This is a genomic window from Streptomyces himalayensis subsp. himalayensis (assembly GCF_013778455.1).
Taxonomy (GTDB): domain Bacteria; phylum Actinomycetota; class Actinomycetes; order Streptomycetales; family Streptomycetaceae; genus Streptomyces; species Streptomyces himalayensis.
The window spans coordinates 16,868-32,516 of sequence record NZ_JACEHE010000050.1; the positions used below are offsets into that span (position 1 = coordinate 16,868).

General features: G+C 70.2%; 31 protein-coding genes. 6 read left to right on the forward strand and 25 right to left on the reverse strand.

Going from position 1 to position 15,649, the window contains the following annotated elements:
- Positions 1-42: 42 nt before the first annotated feature.
- The 12 genes from H1D24_RS39090 to H1D24_RS39145 form a co-directional block, all read right to left on the reverse strand.
- Positions 43-225 (reverse strand): hypothetical protein, encoded by a 183-nt coding sequence (locus H1D24_RS39090; protein WP_181662516.1) that lies wholly within the window; start codon positions 223-225, stop codon positions 43-45.
- Positions 226-307: 82 nt separating this feature from the next.
- Entirely contained in the window at positions 308-766 is a 459-nt protein-coding gene (locus tag H1D24_RS39095; RefSeq protein ID WP_181662517.1) for a hypothetical protein, read from the reverse strand.
- 182 nt (positions 767-948) lie between these two features.
- Positions 949-3,072 carry an FtsK/SpoIIIE domain-containing protein gene (locus H1D24_RS39100; RefSeq protein WP_181662518.1) on the reverse strand — a complete coding sequence of 708 codons (2,124 nt, stop codon included), beginning with the start codon at positions 3,070-3,072 and terminating at the stop codon, positions 949-951.
- On the reverse strand, positions 3,069-4,391 hold the full coding sequence (locus H1D24_RS39105; RefSeq protein WP_181662519.1) for a hypothetical protein: 1,323 nt from the start codon (positions 4,389-4,391) through the stop codon (positions 3,069-3,071). The genes H1D24_RS39100 and H1D24_RS39105 overlap by 4 nt, the downstream gene beginning before the upstream one ends.
- Positions 4,392-4,413: 22 nt before the next feature.
- Positions 4,414-4,614: a hypothetical protein gene (locus H1D24_RS39110; RefSeq protein WP_181662520.1), complete on the reverse strand. Its 201-nt coding sequence runs from the start codon at positions 4,612-4,614 to the stop codon at positions 4,414-4,416.
- A gap of 25 nt (positions 4,615-4,639) precedes the next feature.
- Positions 4,640-4,864 carry a hypothetical protein gene (locus H1D24_RS39115; protein ID WP_181662521.1) on the reverse strand — a complete coding sequence of 75 codons (225 nt, stop codon included), beginning with the start codon at positions 4,862-4,864 and terminating at the stop codon, positions 4,640-4,642.
- A gap of 92 nt (positions 4,865-4,956) precedes the next feature.
- Positions 4,957-5,118, reverse strand: coding sequence for a hypothetical protein (locus H1D24_RS39120; protein WP_181662522.1), 162 nt, complete (start codon positions 5,116-5,118; stop codon positions 4,957-4,959).
- A gap of 34 nt (positions 5,119-5,152) precedes the next feature.
- Complete coding sequence (locus tag H1D24_RS39125) at positions 5,153-5,365, reverse strand: hypothetical protein (RefSeq protein ID WP_181662523.1); 213 nt, start codon at positions 5,363-5,365, stop codon at positions 5,153-5,155.
- Between the two features lie 183 nt (positions 5,366-5,548).
- Positions 5,549-5,740, reverse strand: a complete 192-nt coding sequence (locus tag H1D24_RS39130) for a hypothetical protein (protein ID WP_181662524.1) — start codon at positions 5,738-5,740, stop codon at positions 5,549-5,551.
- A complete protein-coding gene (locus tag H1D24_RS39135) occupies positions 5,731-6,015 on the reverse strand; it encodes a hypothetical protein (protein WP_181662525.1) in 285 nt (94 codons plus the stop codon). Before H1D24_RS39135 ends, H1D24_RS39130 begins: the two co-directional genes overlap by 10 nt.
- Positions 6,015-6,224, reverse strand: a complete 210-nt coding sequence (locus tag H1D24_RS39140) for a DUF8839 family protein (RefSeq protein WP_181662564.1) — start codon at positions 6,222-6,224, stop codon at positions 6,015-6,017. The genes H1D24_RS39135 and H1D24_RS39140 overlap by 1 nt, the downstream gene beginning before the upstream one ends.
- 26 nt (positions 6,225-6,250) lie before the next feature.
- On the reverse strand, positions 6,251-6,589 hold the full coding sequence (locus tag H1D24_RS39145) for a hypothetical protein (protein ID WP_181662526.1): 339 nt from the start codon (positions 6,587-6,589) through the stop codon (positions 6,251-6,253).
- A 228-nt stretch (positions 6,590-6,817) separates the two neighbouring features.
- Here H1D24_RS39145 and H1D24_RS39150 point away from each other — a divergent pair, with 228 nt between their 5' ends.
- From H1D24_RS39150 to H1D24_RS39175, 6 genes are all read left to right on the forward strand, one after another.
- Positions 6,818-7,060 (forward strand): hypothetical protein, encoded by a 243-nt coding sequence (locus H1D24_RS39150; protein ID WP_181662527.1) that lies wholly within the window; start codon positions 6,818-6,820, stop codon positions 7,058-7,060.
- A 149-nt stretch (positions 7,061-7,209) separates the two neighbouring features.
- Complete coding sequence (locus tag H1D24_RS39155; protein ID WP_181662528.1) at positions 7,210-7,845, forward strand: NUDIX hydrolase; 636 nt, start codon at positions 7,210-7,212, stop codon at positions 7,843-7,845.
- The gene (locus H1D24_RS39160; RefSeq protein ID WP_181662529.1) at positions 7,842-8,249 is read left to right on the forward strand and encodes an NUDIX hydrolase; all 408 of its coding nucleotides are present in this window, start codon (positions 7,842-7,844) and stop codon (positions 8,247-8,249) included. The genes H1D24_RS39155 and H1D24_RS39160 overlap by 4 nt, the downstream gene beginning before the upstream one ends.
- Before the next feature lie 130 nt (positions 8,250-8,379).
- Positions 8,380-8,637, forward strand: a complete 258-nt coding sequence (locus H1D24_RS39165) for a hypothetical protein (protein ID WP_181662530.1) — start codon at positions 8,380-8,382, stop codon at positions 8,635-8,637.
- Between the two features lie 55 nt (positions 8,638-8,692).
- Positions 8,693-8,905 carry a type II toxin-antitoxin system HicA family toxin gene (locus H1D24_RS39170; protein WP_181662531.1) on the forward strand — a complete coding sequence of 71 codons (213 nt, stop codon included), beginning with the start codon at positions 8,693-8,695 and terminating at the stop codon, positions 8,903-8,905.
- A complete protein-coding gene (locus tag H1D24_RS39175; RefSeq protein ID WP_181662532.1) occupies positions 8,902-9,318 on the forward strand; it encodes a type II toxin-antitoxin system HicB family antitoxin in 417 nt (138 codons plus the stop codon). Before H1D24_RS39170 ends, H1D24_RS39175 begins: the two co-directional genes overlap by 4 nt.
- Positions 9,319-9,361: 43 nt before the next feature.
- Here H1D24_RS39175 and H1D24_RS39180 read toward each other — a convergent pair whose 3' ends face one another.
- From H1D24_RS39180 to H1D24_RS39240, 13 genes are all read right to left on the reverse strand, one after another.
- Complete coding sequence (locus H1D24_RS39180; RefSeq protein WP_181662533.1) at positions 9,362-10,003, reverse strand: hypothetical protein; 642 nt, start codon at positions 10,001-10,003, stop codon at positions 9,362-9,364.
- Positions 10,004-10,060: 57 nt separating this feature from the next.
- Positions 10,061-10,258: a hypothetical protein gene (locus tag H1D24_RS39185; protein ID WP_181662534.1), complete on the reverse strand. Its 198-nt coding sequence runs from the start codon at positions 10,256-10,258 to the stop codon at positions 10,061-10,063.
- Entirely contained in the window at positions 10,255-10,491 is a 237-nt protein-coding gene (locus tag H1D24_RS39190; protein ID WP_181662535.1) for a hypothetical protein, read from the reverse strand. The genes H1D24_RS39185 and H1D24_RS39190 overlap by 4 nt, the downstream gene beginning before the upstream one ends.
- On the reverse strand, positions 10,491-10,742 hold the full coding sequence (locus tag H1D24_RS39195; protein ID WP_181662536.1) for a helix-turn-helix domain-containing protein: 252 nt from the start codon (positions 10,740-10,742) through the stop codon (positions 10,491-10,493). The genes H1D24_RS39190 and H1D24_RS39195 overlap by 1 nt, the downstream gene beginning before the upstream one ends.
- A complete protein-coding gene (locus H1D24_RS39200; RefSeq protein ID WP_181662537.1) occupies positions 10,739-10,915 on the reverse strand; it encodes a hypothetical protein in 177 nt (58 codons plus the stop codon). The genes H1D24_RS39195 and H1D24_RS39200 overlap by 4 nt, the downstream gene beginning before the upstream one ends.
- Positions 10,912-11,154, reverse strand: coding sequence for a hypothetical protein (locus tag H1D24_RS39205; protein ID WP_181662538.1), 243 nt, complete (start codon positions 11,152-11,154; stop codon positions 10,912-10,914). Before H1D24_RS39205 ends, H1D24_RS39200 begins: the two co-directional genes overlap by 4 nt.
- A gap of 72 nt (positions 11,155-11,226) precedes the next feature.
- Positions 11,227-11,706 (reverse strand): hypothetical protein, encoded by a 480-nt coding sequence (locus H1D24_RS39210; protein ID WP_181662539.1) that lies wholly within the window; start codon positions 11,704-11,706, stop codon positions 11,227-11,229.
- Positions 11,703-12,092, reverse strand: a complete 390-nt coding sequence (locus H1D24_RS39215; RefSeq protein ID WP_181662540.1) for a hypothetical protein — start codon at positions 12,090-12,092, stop codon at positions 11,703-11,705. The genes H1D24_RS39210 and H1D24_RS39215 overlap by 4 nt, the downstream gene beginning before the upstream one ends.
- A gap of 111 nt (positions 12,093-12,203) precedes the next feature.
- Positions 12,204-12,515 (reverse strand): hypothetical protein, encoded by a 312-nt coding sequence (locus H1D24_RS39220; protein WP_181662541.1) that lies wholly within the window; start codon positions 12,513-12,515, stop codon positions 12,204-12,206.
- The gene (locus tag H1D24_RS39225) at positions 12,512-12,817 is read right to left on the reverse strand and encodes a zinc finger domain-containing protein (RefSeq protein ID WP_181662542.1); all 306 of its coding nucleotides are present in this window, start codon (positions 12,815-12,817) and stop codon (positions 12,512-12,514) included. Before H1D24_RS39225 ends, H1D24_RS39220 begins: the two co-directional genes overlap by 4 nt.
- Positions 12,814-13,560, reverse strand: coding sequence for a zinc finger domain-containing protein (locus H1D24_RS39230; RefSeq protein ID WP_181662543.1), 747 nt, complete (start codon positions 13,558-13,560; stop codon positions 12,814-12,816). The genes H1D24_RS39225 and H1D24_RS39230 overlap by 4 nt, the downstream gene beginning before the upstream one ends.
- Positions 13,557-14,498 (reverse strand): hypothetical protein, encoded by a 942-nt coding sequence (locus H1D24_RS39235; protein WP_181662544.1) that lies wholly within the window; start codon positions 14,496-14,498, stop codon positions 13,557-13,559. Before H1D24_RS39235 ends, H1D24_RS39230 begins: the two co-directional genes overlap by 4 nt.
- Positions 14,499-14,528: 30 nt before the next feature.
- Positions 14,529-15,620, reverse strand: a complete 1,092-nt coding sequence (locus H1D24_RS39240; protein WP_181662566.1) for a competence protein CoiA family protein — start codon at positions 15,618-15,620, stop codon at positions 14,529-14,531.
- Positions 15,621-15,649: the final 29 nt, after the last annotated feature.

The window sequence follows — 15,649 nt, forward strand, 5'->3', positions numbered from 1 at the left end:
AGCCGCCACTGACAACGGCCCGCGCCTACGGTGCAGTTGGCGCTACGGCCGCACCCAGCAGTAGTGCCAGTCGGCGTCGTCGTGCGGCGGCGCCCCGAACATGCGCAGCACGTACCGGGCCCCGCCGATGGTCTGCTCCCCTGCTGGCCGGCCGTGGTCGCCGACCGGCACGGTGATCTCCCCGCCGTCACGCGGCCCGCCCTCGATACCCAACGTCAAGTCCATGATCCGATCAACGGCGGGTGGCGGGTATGGTCACGGCAGCGCCCCCGGTACTAGCTCTACCGGGGGCGCGCTGGGTGTCCTCTCACTGGTTGTTGGTCTTGGCCCACACTCCGCGGGTTGTGCTGCTGGTGCTGCGCTGGTCCTGGTAGACGGGCCCGTCGTAGTGGTGGTGGTGCTCATCCGGCAGTACACCCTTGGCGCGCTTGACGAGGCGGCTGAGGGCGAGGACGAGCGCGGCCGGGGCCCCGAAGACCATGGCGACGACGATGGGGTCGGCGCCCCCGGACGCCCACAGGATGGCAGTGGCGGAGCCGCCCACGACAGCAGTCAGGACGCTGCCGGAAAGCATGAGCGCGCTGGCGTCGGTGGCCTTCTGGCTCATGGGGGGCCGGCCGGGCTGGGCGACGGGCGGGGCGCTGCCGACGATCGGGATGGGGCTGTCGTCGCGGAATGAGGTCGGGGCGGGGATCTCGTCGATGGCGGCCATGAGGCGGCGGATCGTCTCGCGGTCGGCGTCGGTGGGGTTGGTCTCGGTGGACATCGTGGACTCCGGTCGGTAGGGGTGTGCAGCGGCTGTGCGGGGCTGTGAAAGTGCAGGTCGCGGGGTGTGAGAACCCCTGTGCGGGCGGCCGGACCCCTGTGCGGTGCGCACAGGGTGGAAGCCTGCCCACACAGGGGTCACATAGGGTCAAACACACCCGAAACGGAGCAGACATACAGGGGTTAATGGGTCCTATCGGACGCCCGGAGGGCTTCCAGCGTCCACCCCCACACGCGCTTGCCGTCATGCGGGAACTGCACAGCTGGCATGTCGACCTTGAGGGCGGCGAGACGGTCCTTGAGGGCACTGCCGGCCCGGGACGCATACCGCGCATCGCTCTCGTCGTCGGCCTGGGCGAACTCCTCATCCACCCTGGCCAGGTAGGCGAACGCCTCCGCTCGGGTCACGTTGCCCCGACCGGTCTCAGCCGCAGCCTTGACCAGGTAGTCGAGGATCGTCACTTCCGGGGCGGCCGGCAGCGTGCCTGCCTCCTGACGCAGCGCGTGCGCCCGCCGCAGGATGACGGCGACCTGGTCGTCGTCGTAGTAGTGACCGCGGACGAGTTCCGGCTCGGCTGACTCGCCGGAAAGCAGGATGCCCACGCCGCGCTGCGCCTTGAGAATCGTCTGAGCGTTGTGCCCGGCGGCCGAGTAGCCCTGACCGAGGATCGTGTCGGAGGCCTGCGGGGTGAGACAGCGCATCGCCCACTTGATCGACAGGATGTCGCGGATGCCAGTCGGCACGGAGTCCCCGTCCGGCTTCTGCGTCGCCGCGAGAGTGATCACACCGAGGGCGCGGCCCTGCTGCACGATCAGCCGCAGCAGACGCTCCATCTCCTCACGGATCTTCGGCGGTGCGGCGGCACCGTAGGACGACCACTCGTCCACAAGGAGCACGGCCAGGCGGACGCGGGGGTCGACCGCCGCCATCTCCTCGGTCAGCTTGCGCGACCCGTGCTCCTTGGCCAGCGCGCGCCGCTCCGGGATCTCCACGGTCCAGATGTGGTCGAGGATGTTGAGCAGCTGCACGGGGTCACCATCGGTGTCGTACATGGCCGCGATCGACTCGAACGGGGTGATGTCGGCGCCGCCCTTGCCGTCCGCCAGGTACAGGGGCACGGCCGGGTCCAGGGCGGCAGCGAGCAGCAGTTCGTTCGCCGCGGCCGACTTTCCGGACCCGGGCTCTCCACCGAAGATCCCGGACCGTTCGACCCAGGACACGTCGACGAGGTCGCCGCGTAGGCCGACACCCATCGGGATCGGCCGCCACAGGTTGACCCGCTCGGCGGTGAGGAGCGGCCCAGTGGGTGCCTTGTCGGAGAACGGCACCCGCAGCGACACCCGAAGCCGTATGCGTCCTTCGCGGTCGCCGCGGGCCTGGTGGACCTGCTGTACGGACACGCCGAAGGCTCCGGCGATCGCGTCGGCCGCGCCGAGGGCCTTCTTGGCGGGGACGCCTGACGGCAGGTCGAAGGTGACCTCCCACGCCAAGCCGTCGGCGGTGAGCGTGCACGGCGTGAGCAGCCGCAGTTCGTCGTCGGCGGCGATGACGCGGGCGTCGCGGTACACGCGGTTGACCATGGCGTCGGTCATGCGGTCGCCGTCGCCGATCTTCGCGTCACGGTCGGTGTACAGCTCACCGGCGGTGGTGCGGCGTCCGATGAGGGCGAGTGCGGCCAGGGTCGTGCAGGCGGCGGCGATACCACCGGGGGCCCCAAGGAAGTGCAGTCCCGCACCCTCGGCACCGAGGATCGGCGTCAGGGCGACGGCACCACGCATGGCGCGCTTCGCCCGGGCATTCTTCTGCGCCGACCGGTACTCCTTCATGGCCCATGCGGAGTCCTTGGACGCTTTCTCCAGGTCGCCGCGACGCCGGTCCTTCTCCTTGCCAGGGAGGAGCCGACGGTCGTGCGCCCACTTGGCGGTCTTGTAGTCGCGGTGGGCGAGGATCACGTCGTGCTTCGCCTTGGAGACTTCGGCACCCTCGGTCCCGTGCACCCAGACGAGCGTGCGGAGCATGCCGCGGCCGATCTGGGCGGCGTGCCCGTGCTGGGTGGTCTGCCGGCGCAGCCACTTGCGGAAGCTGCGCGTGCTGTTGATGCGGCCGACCTTGGCGCGACTCTTCCACCCGGCGCGGGTCTTCACCCACGCCGGGGTGAGGGGGGTGTCGCCCATCAGGTCGACGGGCGCAGGCTGCTTCACGATGGGCGTCGCGTCAGAGGCCGTGCCCGGCCCGGAGTTGTAGCCGGCGACGAGGCGCTCCCACTCGGGGTCGGGGCTGCTGCTGGGGGTCGTCTCGATGCTCATGCCTGGTCTCCTCGGGCGGTGTTCTTAGCGGCGGCGGACGCCTGTTCGAGGGCGGCCTGCTTCCTCGCGATCGGGCTGGGCGGCGGGGTGTCGCCGGGCGTCCGACGGGGCGGGGTGCCGCCGTTGAAGCGCCGCCCGTCGGGGGCGTTGGGGTCACGCTTGGCACGCTGACCCTTTTGGGAATCGACCTGCGAGAAGTCACCGATTATCGGAACCTCGGTGGCGACCTTCATGCGGGTCTGCGCAGCACGGCTACGTGCCTCGATCTCGGCCGTGATGCCGACCGTCTTCGAGCCGGTCACCCGGTACCAGGCGTCGGCCCAGATCTGCTCCGTGACGTACTGGGAGCCGCGGGCGGAACGCATCGCGTCGGCGACCTCCCACACCTCCGGGTGACCCTGCCGGCGGTCGTCGTCGCGGCGCTGCTGCTCCGCCTCGGCGACCTTCTGCTGGGCGGCCTTCTCGGCTGCCGCCTTCTCCTCCGCGACCCGCTTCTCGGCCCGCGCCTTCTCGCGGGCAGCTTCCTCGCAGGCCTTGGCGCGCTTCGCTGCGCGGCGCTCGCGGCGGGACGGAATGCCGTCCGCCTTCTGCGCGATGCCGTGCTCGTAGGCCATCAGCACTACCGGCCCGCCGAGCGAGGCGAGGGCGCCGATGAGGCCCGCGTTGAGGCCGATCGCCGGGTCGGTGAGGCCGTGCCACAGGTTGATCCCGGCGGCAATCAGGGCGCCGGCCATGATGCCGATCCGGTACGGCATCACGTCCCGGCGGTGAGCGACCGCCCACGCTGCACCAGCGGCCAGCACCAAGGCCAGCCCTTCCAGCAACGCCGGGGCGGCGACGAGGAACGGGCGGTCCTCGTCCCAGAACGCGAGGAACTGAACCGGCGCGGCGATCACCAGACCGACGAGGTAGATGCCCCGGGCGCCCCACTTCCACAGGTTCTCGGTGCGCTCCTGCTCGGCGAGCTGCTGAGCCTCCCGCTCGTCCTCCTCCTCGGCAGCCTTATCCGCCTTCTCCTTCTCGGCCTGCGACTTGGCCGTCTCGGCTGCCTTCTTCGCGAGGTGCGCGTTGTGGTCGGCCTTCTCCTTCTCCAGCCGCATCGCGGCGCGCTCGTTGGCGATGCGCTGCTTCTCGGCCTCCTCGCGGGCGAGGATCTCGGCGGCCTTGGCTTCACCTTCGGCCTTGATGCGCTCGGCTTCGGCCTTGGCGGCGGCCTCGGTACGGATCGCGTCCGCCTTGGCCAGCGCCACGGCATCGAAGCCGCGCTCGGGCGAGGCAACGGGCGTCCCGTTGACCCTCTCGATGGATGTGGCGGTCACGATGATTCAGTCCCTTCAGGTGTCAGGCGTGAGCAGGGCGGGCGGGGCGGTGACGGAGGTAGGCGACGACGGCGGCCAGGACCAGCACGGGCCCTGGGATGGCGCCGATCACGGCGGCCAAACCCGTGGCCGCGAGGGCGACCGGGGTAACTGCGGCCGGCCACAGACCGACGGCGATCAGGAACAGTGCGGCGAGCAGCCAGAGGACGGGGTGGCGGCGCATGACGGGCTCCTCTCGGGGTTGGTGGTCAGGCGGCGGGGGCGACGTCGCCGAGGCGGGTGCCGTACAGCTCGTCGACGAGCGGCGGGTCGTCGTCCGGGTTCGCCTTGTCGTAGGCGACGGCCTCGGCGAGCAGGCGCAACTCGACCGCCCAGTCGTCGGCCGCAAGCCAGCGGGAGATCAGGTCGGCCCGGTACTCCCAGTCGCTGACGGGCGCGGACGGGGCGGAGGGGAACTGGATCAACGTGAACATGGGGGTGGTCCTCTCTCGGTGATCAGGCGTGGGGTGGCGGGTCAGAGCTGGTTGGGCTGGAGGTCGAAGAACAGGACCGTGAGAGGCGTCCCTTAGTCCTGCGCGAACTGCTTCAGAACGAAGTCGAAGAGGTACTCGCGGGTGACACCGCTGGGGACGTCGACGATGGCCGAGCGGGTGTTGAGGCGGCCGTCGGCGGTCTGGACGGTCGCGATCCACTGGTAGGCGGTGGTCTGCTCGGTCTGAGCGGTCATGGCGATGGGTGTCCTCTCGGGTCCAGGTCCGGGGTTAGGCGGTCTGACGGTCGGTGAGCGCGCGGAGTACGTCCTGAACGATCTCGGCGGGCAGCAGGCCCTTGTCGATCGCGCCGAGCGTGGCGAACTCGCGGGCGATGCGCTCCTGTCCTGCCATGCGGTTGAACGGCATGGAGCCGTTCTTCTGCTCGTTGATCTCGGCGGCCCTCCGCAGCAGCGCGGCGGCCTCTTCCAGGTAGCGGGACATAGCGGTGTCCTTCCGTTGGTCAGGCGGGGTGGGGTTGGGCGCCGCGCCCGGGGGATGGCATGGGGGTCGACCCCGGGCACGGCAGAACGGAGAGCCGCTACCGCGGCCGGTTGGAGCTCCAGCGGTTCACGTCGGCGAGCTTCTTCGACAGCTCCTTGTGCTGCTCCTCCGTCAGGCGGGCGGTCACGACGCCGCCTCGTCGAGGAGCTCCAGCAGCTGGGAGAGCGAGCTTTCGAGCCGGCCGAGCATGCGGGCCATCGCCCGGTCGTCAGACAGGTCCAGCCGCTCGGAAGCGGCCAGCGCCTCACGCGCCTTCTCGATCCGGTACCGGTCGTGGACGGTCAGGTTCTCGATGCGGGCCACCGTCACCACCACCGCCGCTTCTTCTTCGGGGCGACCTCGGCCTCGGCGCGGTTAGCCGTTGCCCGCAGGCCCTTACCGCGGTCACGGAGCCGGTCCGCCTCACGCTGCGCACGAGCGGCCTTGCGCGGGTCGCTGTAGTCGCGGCCCTGACGCCCGTATACGTCGGCGGTCATCTGCTGACGCTCCGCCTCCTGCTCGGCCGCGTAAGCCATCTCGCGCAGCCGAGGTGCCTGCCGGGCCGCGTACTGCTGCTCCGGCGTCTGCATGTCCTTGAACCGACGGCCCATCACTTCACCGCCTCGGTGGAGGCAACGACGAGGAACGCGTCCGACGCCAGGTCCATCACGACCTCGGCGGGCGTACCGGCCCGGCGCAGCTCGTGGGCAAACTCCTCCGCCGGCCAGGAGCCGCGCGGACCGCCAGCGGGGAAACGCTCGAGGACGGGGCGGCGCACGTAGGACGCGGCCTCGTGGGCGGCACGGTCGGCGGCCGACATGGCGGGGGCCTGGGTTGCGGTGGTCATCAGGCCACCGCCTTGGAGGCCGTGTTCCAGGTGGAGAAGACGCAGATCGTGTCGAGGAACGTCGGGTCGGCGATCCGCACGACGCGCAGCGGCTGGCCGTCGCGGTCGACGGTCTCCCACTCGTCGACGGCGCTGAGCACCGCGCGCTCCTCCGCGATCAGCTCCTCGGCCTCCTCGGTAGTCGAGAAACCCCAGAGGGAGCCGTGGCTGTCGAAGTTCGCGACGGTCTGTGTGTCCATCGCCAGCTCGAGACGGCGCAGCGCGTCGGCGGCGAGCACGGGAAGCGGAGCGGTGGGGCGATCGGCGCCGTGGGGCGCCGGTACGATCTCTACAGCCATCAGGGGTCCCTTCAGAGAACCTGGTGGTTAGGGCCGGCCTGCGAGGTAGGAGTCGCGGTGTCCGGCCCGCTTTGTTTGGTTGTGAGGTGCCGTCCGCGGACTGGGTCCGGTAGGAGTGGACGACGATCTCAAGCGCGTGCTTGCGATCTGCCTTCGACAGTAGGGGCATCCGCCAGCGACGTCAAGCGCACGCTTGATGTGACTCGAAAAGCCCCCTACCCTCAGGCCATGACCCAATCCCCGGACGCCCTCCGCCGCCAGCTGATTGCCAGCCTCAACGCCATCAGCGATCCCGAGGAGCGCCTCCGGAAGTTCAACGACATCGAGAGCGAACTCAAGCTCGACTTCAAGCAAGTCAAAGCGCGGATCGCCCGCGACCTCAAAGCAGCGAACCGAACCTGGCCACAGGTTGGCGAAATCTTCGGAGTGACAGGCGCGCGAGCCGAGCAGATCTCCCGTGCCGCAAGGTGAGCTGAACTCCATGCCCTCGAGTCAACGCCCCGTCACAGCCCTGAGCCATGAACCGGCAGTGCACTCGCACTGCACCAGCTAGACCTTCAGTGCACCCGCAGTGCACTGGCACTGCATGTCCCCAGCGAGCAGACCGCGGGAGCCGGATAGTGGACGTCGTCGACACGTGGACCGGTCGGACAGCCTGCGCCTTGCAGGCGGCATTCCGGGATACCAACGAGGCGTTCGCAGGCCGCCTCGACGTGGCGCCCCGGACGGTCGCCAACTGGCACAAGGATCCGGAACTGGTCCCGCGTACCGAGCTGCAGGCGGCATTGGACACGACTTACGAGAGGGCAGGTGAGGCAGTGCGGCGACGGTTCAGTCTCCTTGCTCGCCCGCCGGAGGAGCGCATCAACGCTCAGGCGCTGCGTGTCGCAATCGCGGTCGTGGTCCGCGGCGAGGAAGTCCTGCTCGTCTGCCGCCGCGGAGACGAGAGCCTCCGCTGGCAGTTCCCCGCCGGCGTGGTGAAGCCTGGCGCGGCAGCCGAGGCGGTGACGGTGCAGGAGACGCACGCGGAGACTGGCGTGCACTGCGCGGTACGCGAGCACCTCGGCAGCCGCCTGCACCCTCTGACAGGCGTTCTGGCGTTGTACTACCTCTGCGACTATCTGGCCGGCGAGGCCACCAACAACGACGTCCTCGAGAACGTGGACGTGACCTGGGCGCCGATACGGGCCCTATCCCGATTCATCCCTGCCGACACGATCTATCCGCCGATCATGGCTGCTCTGGAGGATGCATGACCAGCACGACCGACAAGCCCGGGATCTCCGCCGCCATCATCGTCGACGAGGGGCGCGTCCTCATGGTCCGCCGCCGCATCTCCGAGGGCGAGCTGATGTGGCAGTTCCCGGCCGGCGGTATCGAGCCGGGCGAGACTCCCGAGGATGCCGCAGTCCGCGAGACCGCAGAGGAGACCGGCCTGACGGTGAAGGCCGTGCGGCTGCTCGGGCAGCGCGTACACCCGAAGACCGGCCGCGAGATGAGCTACACCGCCTGCGAGCCGATCGAGGGCGAGGCGCGCGTCGCGGACGATGAGGAGCTGGACGCGGTCGCCTGGGTCACCCACGGCGAGATCAAGGAGTACGTGCCCTACGGCCTGTTCGAGCCGGTGCAGGACTACCTCGACAGCGCCCTGCCCCACTAAAGCGAACGGCCGAGCGGTTGCACCCGCCCGGCCGGTTCGACCAGCGAGTTGCACCTCGCTGACCAGTAAGTCCATCCCGTCAAGAAAGGACTCTGCCGTGAAGTCTACCCAGGCTGTGTTAGACCGGCCCGTGATATCTCCCACGCGCCTCCTCGAGGCCCCGCTCCCCCAGCTCCTCGCCGAGGTCGGCGCCGAGCTGGTCGACTCCCGCATCACCGACGCCGCGTTCACCGGAGCGGCGGTCGTCGCTGATGGCCGGGTGCTGCTGTCGATGCCGCCGGGCCGGCCGGAGTGGGAGCGGGACGCCGTGGCCCGCGCGCTGCTGGGGGATGTGCTGCGGGTGCCGCTGCCTCCACTGCCCTCGCCGTACACGCTGACCGAGCTGTAGAGATAAGTCTAGCCCCGCTTGACTTGACCAGTCTAGCGGGGCTAGACTTATACTCATGAAGCACAGGGACCTGATCAAGAAGATCAGAGACGCGGCCAAAGCCAAGGGCCTCCCCTTCGAGATGCTGCGCCAGAAGGGCAGCCACCAGATGTGGGTCTGCGGCTCGACTCGCGTTGTGATCCCTAAGCACAGCGAGGTCAACGAGATCACCGCTGAGAACATCTGCAAGACACTCGAACCCGAACTTGGAGAGGGGTGGTGGCGATGAGCGCCTACCGCGTTGTTGCGCGGCGAACCGGCGACTGGTGGGCCCTCGAGGTTCCCGACCTGCCGGGTGTCTTCAGTCAGGCCAAGCGCCTGGAGCAGGCCGACGCTGCGGCCCGCGAGGCGATCGCGGTCATGCTCGACGTAGAACCCGACACGATCAGCGTGTCCGTCGAACCGGAGCTGAGCGAAGAGGAACGCGCTGTCCTTCGAGAAGCGGCCGAAGTCAGGAAGGCGCGGGCGGAGGTGGAGGAGAGGGAACGACGCGTGATGCAGCATGCGGCCTCAACCCTGACACGGAGCCTCAGCCAGCGGGACGCAGGCCGCATCCTGGGACTCTCCTTCCAGCGCGTCTCACAACTGCTGAAGGATGAGCCGGCAAGGCGCAAAACGCGACGGTCCAAGACTTCCGTCTAGCTCCCACAGCGAAAGGCCCCCGCCATCTCGGCGGGGGCCTTCGTCACGCCGCGGCCCGCCGTTCCGCCAAAGGCAGGTCGAGCAGCTCCGAGTGCCCGTACTGCGCTTGGCACTGGGGGCAGCGGGCGCCGTCGCTGTCGAGGGTGATGCGCAGCACCTGCCCGCAGCCGCATTGGACGGGCACGCGCCGGGGCGGCCGCTCGCCGGAGACCTGCGCTTCGCACTGCCGGCGCAGCTGGGATATCTCGCGGGCCACCTCTTCGAAGGCGGGGTGCTTCTCGGCGGCCCAAGGCAGCAGGATCCGCAGCCGCTTCACGGCCTGGTCGCACTGCTGCTGCAGGTCGCCCTCCCAGCGCGGGTACGTGTAGCCCAGCAGCTCATGGAAGTCGACGATCCAAGTCTGCAGGATCGTGACTACGCCCCCGCGGGCGAGCAACGACAGTGGCTCAAGGCGCAGCGGGAGCGGGGCTGTGCGGCTCCCGGAGACCGCCGGGCCCCCGTTTCCGCTGCCGGGCATCAGCCGACCGCCGAGGCGGGCGTACAGCCCCTCCGGCCCGGCGAGGGCCCGCAGATGCAGGTCGACCCGATCGGTGCAGGGCCGGCATGCCTGATGCCCCAACTCGTCGGCGTACAGCGGGCGAAGGCAGACGGAGCAGGTCGGTGCGGGGGCGTCGTCGAGGTTCACGGCGAAGGCTCCTTGCGGCGATTCAGCGGGCGTTGCGGCTAGCGGGTGGTGGCTCGGTCAGGACCGGGGCTGGTCGTACTTGTCGTCCCAGTGGGCGCGGTCGGCGTCGCGGCATTCGGCGACGGTCGGCCCGTCGTGCGGGGCGACGGCCTCTGACGGCTCGCTGACGGCCTCCGGGGTGCGGGTACGACAATCGCCCCGCTGCGGGTCCGAAACGGCGTCAGGCGGGCGCTGAGGCCCTTCCTGGGCGCTCACGCGGCCTCCTCGATGGTGTAGCTGATGACGATGGCGTCGTCGGTGACGTGGAACGTGAGGGCGTTACCGGGGATGGCGGCGTCCTCAGGCAGGCCGTGGGCCTCGCGGTACCGGGCAGCGGCGACCGCCCACGCCTTGGAGACCTCCTCGGCGGGTGCGCCCCACGGTTCGGCGGCGGGGACGATCCACTCGTGGCGGGTGCTGGTGACGGTGCGGGTCGTGAACGTGGCCATCAGGTGGCGCTCCTCTGCTGGTTGGGGATCAGGCCGCGCTTGCGAGCGATGCGGATGGCTGCGGCCCGGCGTTCGTCGCGGGGCAGGTGGGTGACGTCGAGCCGCTGGTAAGCCTCGGCGAGGCGAGCAGCGATCTGCGGGCGGGTCGTGCCGAGCCGGCGGGCGACCTCGGCAAGCGGGGCGCCATCAGCAGCGGCGGTCAGGACTTGCGCCTGCCGCGGGGTCAGCGGCATACGGGCCGGGCCTCTCACGGCCGCCTCCGGTTCTTGATGCGCCCGTCGGGCGTGAGGTGGCCGTCGGCGGTGGCGAGCATGCGGGTGGCGCGTTCGAGGACGGCGGCCGGGTCCTGGCCGCGGTAGCAGCGGCGCAGCACCTCCGCCGTGCGCGCGGTCACGGCCAGGCGGAGGGGGCGCGGGGCGGTCACGACGGGTCCTCGTCGGCCGGGATCGTGACGTCGGACGACCACCACGCCTCCCGCGTCTCGGGGTTGTCCGGACCGGTGCGGCGCGAGACGTCCTCGCCTGCCGTCACGCGGTACTCGTAGCTGCCGTCACGCAGAGGGCCGACGGCTTCGCAGATGGTGGCGGTGCCGGCGCGGGCTGCGGGCCACTGCTGGCCGTAGTGCCGCACGCGAGCGCCGACGGGCAGCGGGTGGTCGGTCATCGGTTCCTCCGGGTTGGTGTGGCAGGGTCGGGGCAGATCCGCCCGGATAGCAGCCGGGCGGATCGCTCACGTTCACGCGGCGGGGCGTTTGGGTACGGCTCGCGCTTCGGATAGCCACGGGTGCGGCAGCAGTTGCGACGACGACGTGGGCGCCTGCCTGTCCTGGTCTCGGGCGGTGACGTACACCTGACCCGTGCGCCTCCCGCCGATCTGGTTGGGCGGAAGGCCGAGGCGACGGCGGACCTTGAGCACGTACTGCGGCGGCCTGCGCAGCCGGGCCTCGATCTCGACGTCGTTCCATCCCAGTGCGTGGAGCCGGCGGACGGCTGCCTCACGCTCGCCGAGGGTTGTTTCCTCGGGGATGTCTCCGGCGCACAGTCGTTCGACCGCGACCTCATCGACGGTGTTGCGGGACTGGCCCCAGTTTTCGTAGCGGATTTGGGCGCGGGTCATGTCTCCCGCGGCCCAGCCGCGCCGGTAGCAGACCTGGCAGTAGCCCTTGGCGTGGTGGGGGCGGGTGCACCAGTCGTTGGCGCAGGACTTGCCGGTCATGACGCCTCCTCGCGTGCGTTCCAGGTGTCCTCGCGCTCAGAGAGCGCCGCGGTGAGTAGGGCCCTGGAGATACGGCCGGGCTTGGCGAGGAGAGCGGTGATCCGCTTGTGCCGATCAGCGGTCTCCTCGATCACGTGCAGCGGCGGAGTCCTGCTGGCTATCTCGCACCACTGCTCGGCCTGCCGCCGGTACTCGGCCGCGTTCCACTCGGCCAGACGCAGGCGGCGCCACAGCTCGATCAGCGGGATGTCGGCGTAGTGCTCGGCGAAGTGGCGCCATTCGTCGGCGCTTACGTCGGGGTTCGCGTAGGAGTCGCCAGCGGTGGGCCACAGCACGAGCCCAACGGTGACCCGCGGGAGAACGGGCTCGGCAGGCTGATCTGTCATCGGGTCTCCTTGCGGGTTGTGTGGTTGCCTTGGCGGAGGCCCGCCCCGCTAGCTCCGGGGCGGGCCGCTTGCGTGATCACGCGGCGTCCGGGCGCGGTTCAACGTGCGGCATCAGGCGGCGGCCTGCTTCCAGCCCTCGGCCGCCCACCGCCACACGGTGCGCGGCGTGACCCCGACGACGCGCGCGATCTCCTCGCCCGGCAGGCGGCCGTGCAGTCCGCGGGCGACCATCACCCGCTCGAGGCGGGTCAGGCCCTCGACGGGCCGCGGGTCGGACACGATCAGCTCGACGTCGGTCTCGTCGAAGTCCTGCCAGCTGGAAGGGCGGTGACGCTCGCGCCACTGGCGTCCGCGGCAGGGATTGCACACGTACCGGCCGGGGCGTGCGGGTCGGCCGCAGTTGTGGCGGCAAGTGCGGTTCATGCGGCGGTGGCCTCGGCTTCCTGGTAGCGGCGGGCGTGGACGGTGGTGCGGGCGCGGCCTTCGTCGTGGCAGGGAGTGCCGGGCTCGACCTGGCATTGCGGGCAGCAGGCGGTCGCGCGGGCCCAGGCGGAGATGCGGCCGGGGTGGGGCTGCGGGAGGAGGTGGCGGCCGGAGACCGTGGTGCAAGGCCGGCGGTCGAGGGCTCCGCAGTGCGGGCAGTCCACGGCACGCGCCGGATGCTGGGCGGCACGGAGCAGGTGGCGGATCGAGTCGGGCATCGGGGCGGCGGGGCGGCGGGTCATGCGGACTCCTCCATGGGCTGGTCGTCTGGGGTGCTGGTGTCGTTCTCGAGTTCGGCGAGCTTGAGGCGGGAGGCCTCGCGGACTCGCGCCTCTTGGTCGGCGAGCTGCTCGGGCGTCAGCTCCGGCTCGCCAGATGAGGCGCGAATGCGGGCGGTGTGCGGCTTGCTGCGGGGCTTGCCGAGGACGTGCTTGCGGCTGCCGCCGGGCGCCTTGCAGGGGTGGCCGATCTCGGCGCCGCATGCGGGGCACTGGATGCCGAGCGGACCGGCGCGGCGCACGGTGTCGACGAGCGCCTCGTCGTCGCTGTCCGGCACGTCGCGGCCGACCGCGTAGCCGCGGGCCTCGAGCTCCTGGACGAAACCCCGGTGCGGGGCGCCCTCGAGCGCCAGCCGTCCGGTGGGAGCAGCGATGCGGCCGGAGGCTATGGCCTGCACCTGGCCGCGCAGTCGGGCCAGGTACTGGGGCACGGTCTCGTCGCCGATTGGCTCGTACTGGAAGTTCTCCAGTCGCGCCGAGCGGAGTTTCGTGCGGAGGGTGCGGACGTGGTGCGGCAGGATCCACAGCCGCTCCTTCGGATCCTGCGGCGGAGTCGTGTAGTACAGCGCCACCGCGGCCTTGGCGTCGTCGTCGAGCGGCACGTCGTGCAGGGCGGAAGCCCAAGCGATAGCGGCAGCAGCAGAGGGCTGCCGGTTGTCGAAAGCCGTGCAATGGCCAAGGAGTTCGGCGGCTTCCTTCGGATTCATGCGGAGTCCTCGCTTTCGAAGCTGGCGGCGATGGCGGCCCAGCCGGCGACCTTCGCGTCAGTGCCGGTGAGGGTCTGGCCAGAGGGCAGCTGGATGACGTTGGCCGGCTGGTGCTGCAGGCGACGGGGGGCGCGTTGGGCGTCGTCGCGGACCCACTTCTGCCAGGCGTCGGGCCAGCTCTTCCGGCGGGCGCCGGTGGAGCGGTAGTGGCTGACGAACTGGGCTGTGCTGTGGTCGATGTCGACGTGCGGGTAGGTGGCGTGGGCCCATCGGCGCATGGCGTCGGTCAGCTGGAAGCCGTCGACCTCGATCGGTGTGGGCGCGAAAGCGTCAAGATCAGTCGCGCTACTACCGTTACCTCCCCCATCTACATCAGCCACATCTATGGGGTTCGGGTCGGGTCGGGTCGGGGCGCCGTTAGTAACGCCGTTACGAAACGCGCTGACCTGCGACTCTTCTTCTGAAACTGAACGGTTATCGTTCGCCGTCGTGTCGCCGTCGTGTCGCCGTCGTGCAGCGTTCGTGTCGTCGGCGTGCGTTTCGCCGGATCGCGTAACGCCGTTACTACGCCCGTTACTCGACGGGTCGGGCGGCACTGGCTTGCCGTTCCTTCGGCGCCGGAACGCCTCCTGTCGGGCGGCGTTCTTCTTCCGCTCGGCGATGACCTGCTCGCGGGACGGGTTGTAGCTCAGGTAGTCGTGGATCACCCATCCGCCGTCGACGCGGTCCCACAAGCCGGCGTCCTCGAGCTGCTGCGCCGTGGCCTTCAGGCTGCGCACGTGCGCCACAAGCGTCAGTTCGCGCTCGCGGATGTGCCCGTCGGTGAGGTTCTCGGCGCACCAGCAGATCGCGGAGACGTGCAACCGGAAGGCACGATCGGAGAGCAGCGCCACCTTGCGATGTGACGGGAAGCGATCGTCCAGGCGGACCCAGGGCATCGGAGCTTCTTTCCTACGGCGTGGATGAGGTCAGGTGCCGAGCTGGGCTTCGGCGCAGGTCTTATGCGAGGGGCGGCCGGTGTCGTCGCGCAGGTGCGTGAGGCCACGGCAGTAGCGGCAGGGCGCGTCGATCGACGACCAGTGCGAGCTGTCCCGCCAGTTGAGGTGCGGGCCGCGGCTGATCTCGATGCGAGGCCGTGCCCTGCAGGTGGGGTCGCGGTCCGAGGAGCCGGTGGCCGGCTTGCGCGGCTTGGGCCCGACGGGGCGGACGGAGCGGCCGATGGTGTCCTCGTACCGGTCGAGCTCCAGGGCCGTGGTCCAGAAGTGGAAGGTCGTCCGGAACTCCTTGACGCCCGCCTGGACGACCTCGCCAGCCGCGACGCCACGGACGAAGTCGTCATAGGAGATCTGGCGCACCGAGGAGACGGGATGCCACTTGCCGCACTTGCCGGTCTTCTTGGTCAGGCAGGGGCGTGCACGGCGCTCGTCGCACTTCTCCATATGCAGGTAGCGGTAGCCGCCTCGGACCTGCAGGTGCGCGCCATCCCGTATGGCCTTGGGCGGCAGGTTGTTGTCGGTGCGCGTCCAGGCGACTTCGTTGCGGCTGAACATCTGGCTGTCGTCGGTGTGCCAGGCGGCGAGAACCCCGTGGTCAGCGGATGCCTTGTTGCGGCGCCGGATGGCATTCTCCGGTTCGAAGGAGCGCTGGATTTCGAAGCCGGTCGGCATGTCGTTGGCGCCGTAGACGAGGACGTCGCTGCGGACCTTGCCGTCCTTGGTGCGGGCTTCCGCCTCCGCGCGGTGCCCGGCCTCGGTGGCGACGCGGACGGTGCGCTCCTTGTACGCCTGGTGCTCGGGGCTCTCGTTGGAGATGTGACGCCGTTCGGCCGTCTTCGCCTCGTGAGCGGCGATCCGCTGGCCTTGCCGTTCGTAGACGTACATCCACTCGACGTGGCCCTGGTCGCGGCAGACGCCTCCGCATTGCAGGCCGCGGCGGGAGAGCGGGCTGCTGCGGTCCTGCAGCAGCCGTTCCCACACGCCGGGGAGCTCGGGCCGACCGAGGTCTGGCTTGCGGATGTCGAGCTCGCCGAGCTCGGTGTGCCAGAGCAGGTAGTTGACCACGGTCGGCTCCTCTCTTACTGGCGTTGCGG

What these genes read in the sequence shown, in the direction of transcription:
- H1D24_RS39090 (WP_181662516.1), bottom strand. Translation starts at nt 225, where the DNA reads ATGGACTTGACGTTGGGTATCGAGGGCGGGCCGCGTGACGGCGGGGAG.
- H1D24_RS39095 (WP_181662517.1), bottom strand. Translation starts at nt 766, where the DNA reads ATGTCCACCGAGACCAACCCCACCGACGCCGACCGCGAGACGATCCGC.
- H1D24_RS39100 (WP_181662518.1), bottom strand. Translation starts at nt 3,072, where the DNA reads ATGAGCATCGAGACGACCCCCAGCAGCAGCCCCGACCCCGAGTGGGAG.
- H1D24_RS39110 (WP_181662520.1), bottom strand. Translation starts at nt 4,614, where the DNA reads ATGCGCCGCCACCCCGTCCTCTGGCTGCTCGCCGCACTGTTCCTGATC.
- H1D24_RS39115 (WP_181662521.1), bottom strand. Translation starts at nt 4,864, where the DNA reads ATGTTCACGTTGATCCAGTTCCCCTCCGCCCCGTCCGCGCCCGTCAGC.
- H1D24_RS39120 (WP_181662522.1), bottom strand. Translation starts at nt 5,118, where the DNA reads ATGACCGCTCAGACCGAGCAGACCACCGCCTACCAGTGGATCGCGACC.
- H1D24_RS39125 (WP_181662523.1), bottom strand. Translation starts at nt 5,365, where the DNA reads ATGTCCCGCTACCTGGAAGAGGCCGCCGCGCTGCTGCGGAGGGCCGCC.
- H1D24_RS39135 (WP_181662525.1), bottom strand. Translation starts at nt 6,015, where the DNA reads ATGGGCCGTCGGTTCAAGGACATGCAGACGCCGGAGCAGCAGTACGCG.
- H1D24_RS39140 (WP_181662564.1), bottom strand. Translation starts at nt 6,224, where the DNA reads ATGTCGGCCGCCGACCGTGCCGCCCACGAGGCCGCGTCCTACGTGCGC.
- H1D24_RS39145 (WP_181662526.1), bottom strand. Translation starts at nt 6,589, where the DNA reads ATGGCTGTAGAGATCGTACCGGCGCCCCACGGCGCCGATCGCCCCACC.
- H1D24_RS39150 (WP_181662527.1), top strand. Translation starts at nt 6,818, where the DNA reads ATGACCCAATCCCCGGACGCCCTCCGCCGCCAGCTGATTGCCAGCCTC.
- H1D24_RS39160 (WP_181662529.1), top strand. Translation starts at nt 7,842, where the DNA reads ATGACCAGCACGACCGACAAGCCCGGGATCTCCGCCGCCATCATCGTC.
- H1D24_RS39170 (WP_181662531.1), top strand. Translation starts at nt 8,693, where the DNA reads ATGAAGCACAGGGACCTGATCAAGAAGATCAGAGACGCGGCCAAAGCC.
- H1D24_RS39175 (WP_181662532.1), top strand. Translation starts at nt 8,902, where the DNA reads ATGAGCGCCTACCGCGTTGTTGCGCGGCGAACCGGCGACTGGTGGGCC.
- H1D24_RS39190 (WP_181662535.1), bottom strand. Translation starts at nt 10,491, where the DNA reads ATGGCCACGTTCACGACCCGCACCGTCACCAGCACCCGCCACGAGTGG.
- H1D24_RS39205 (WP_181662538.1), bottom strand. Translation starts at nt 11,154, where the DNA reads ATGACCGACCACCCGCTGCCCGTCGGCGCTCGCGTGCGGCACTACGGC.
- H1D24_RS39210 (WP_181662539.1), bottom strand. Translation starts at nt 11,706, where the DNA reads ATGACCGGCAAGTCCTGCGCCAACGACTGGTGCACCCGCCCCCACCAC.
- H1D24_RS39215 (WP_181662540.1), bottom strand. Translation starts at nt 12,092, where the DNA reads ATGACAGATCAGCCTGCCGAGCCCGTTCTCCCGCGGGTCACCGTTGGG.
- H1D24_RS39220 (WP_181662541.1), bottom strand. Translation starts at nt 12,515, where the DNA reads ATGAACCGCACTTGCCGCCACAACTGCGGCCGACCCGCACGCCCCGGC.
- H1D24_RS39225 (WP_181662542.1), bottom strand. Translation starts at nt 12,817, where the DNA reads ATGACCCGCCGCCCCGCCGCCCCGATGCCCGACTCGATCCGCCACCTG.
- H1D24_RS39230 (WP_181662543.1), bottom strand. Translation starts at nt 13,560, where the DNA reads ATGAATCCGAAGGAAGCCGCCGAACTCCTTGGCCATTGCACGGCTTTC.
- H1D24_RS39235 (WP_181662544.1), bottom strand. Translation starts at nt 14,498, where the DNA reads ATGCCCTGGGTCCGCCTGGACGATCGCTTCCCGTCACATCGCAAGGTG.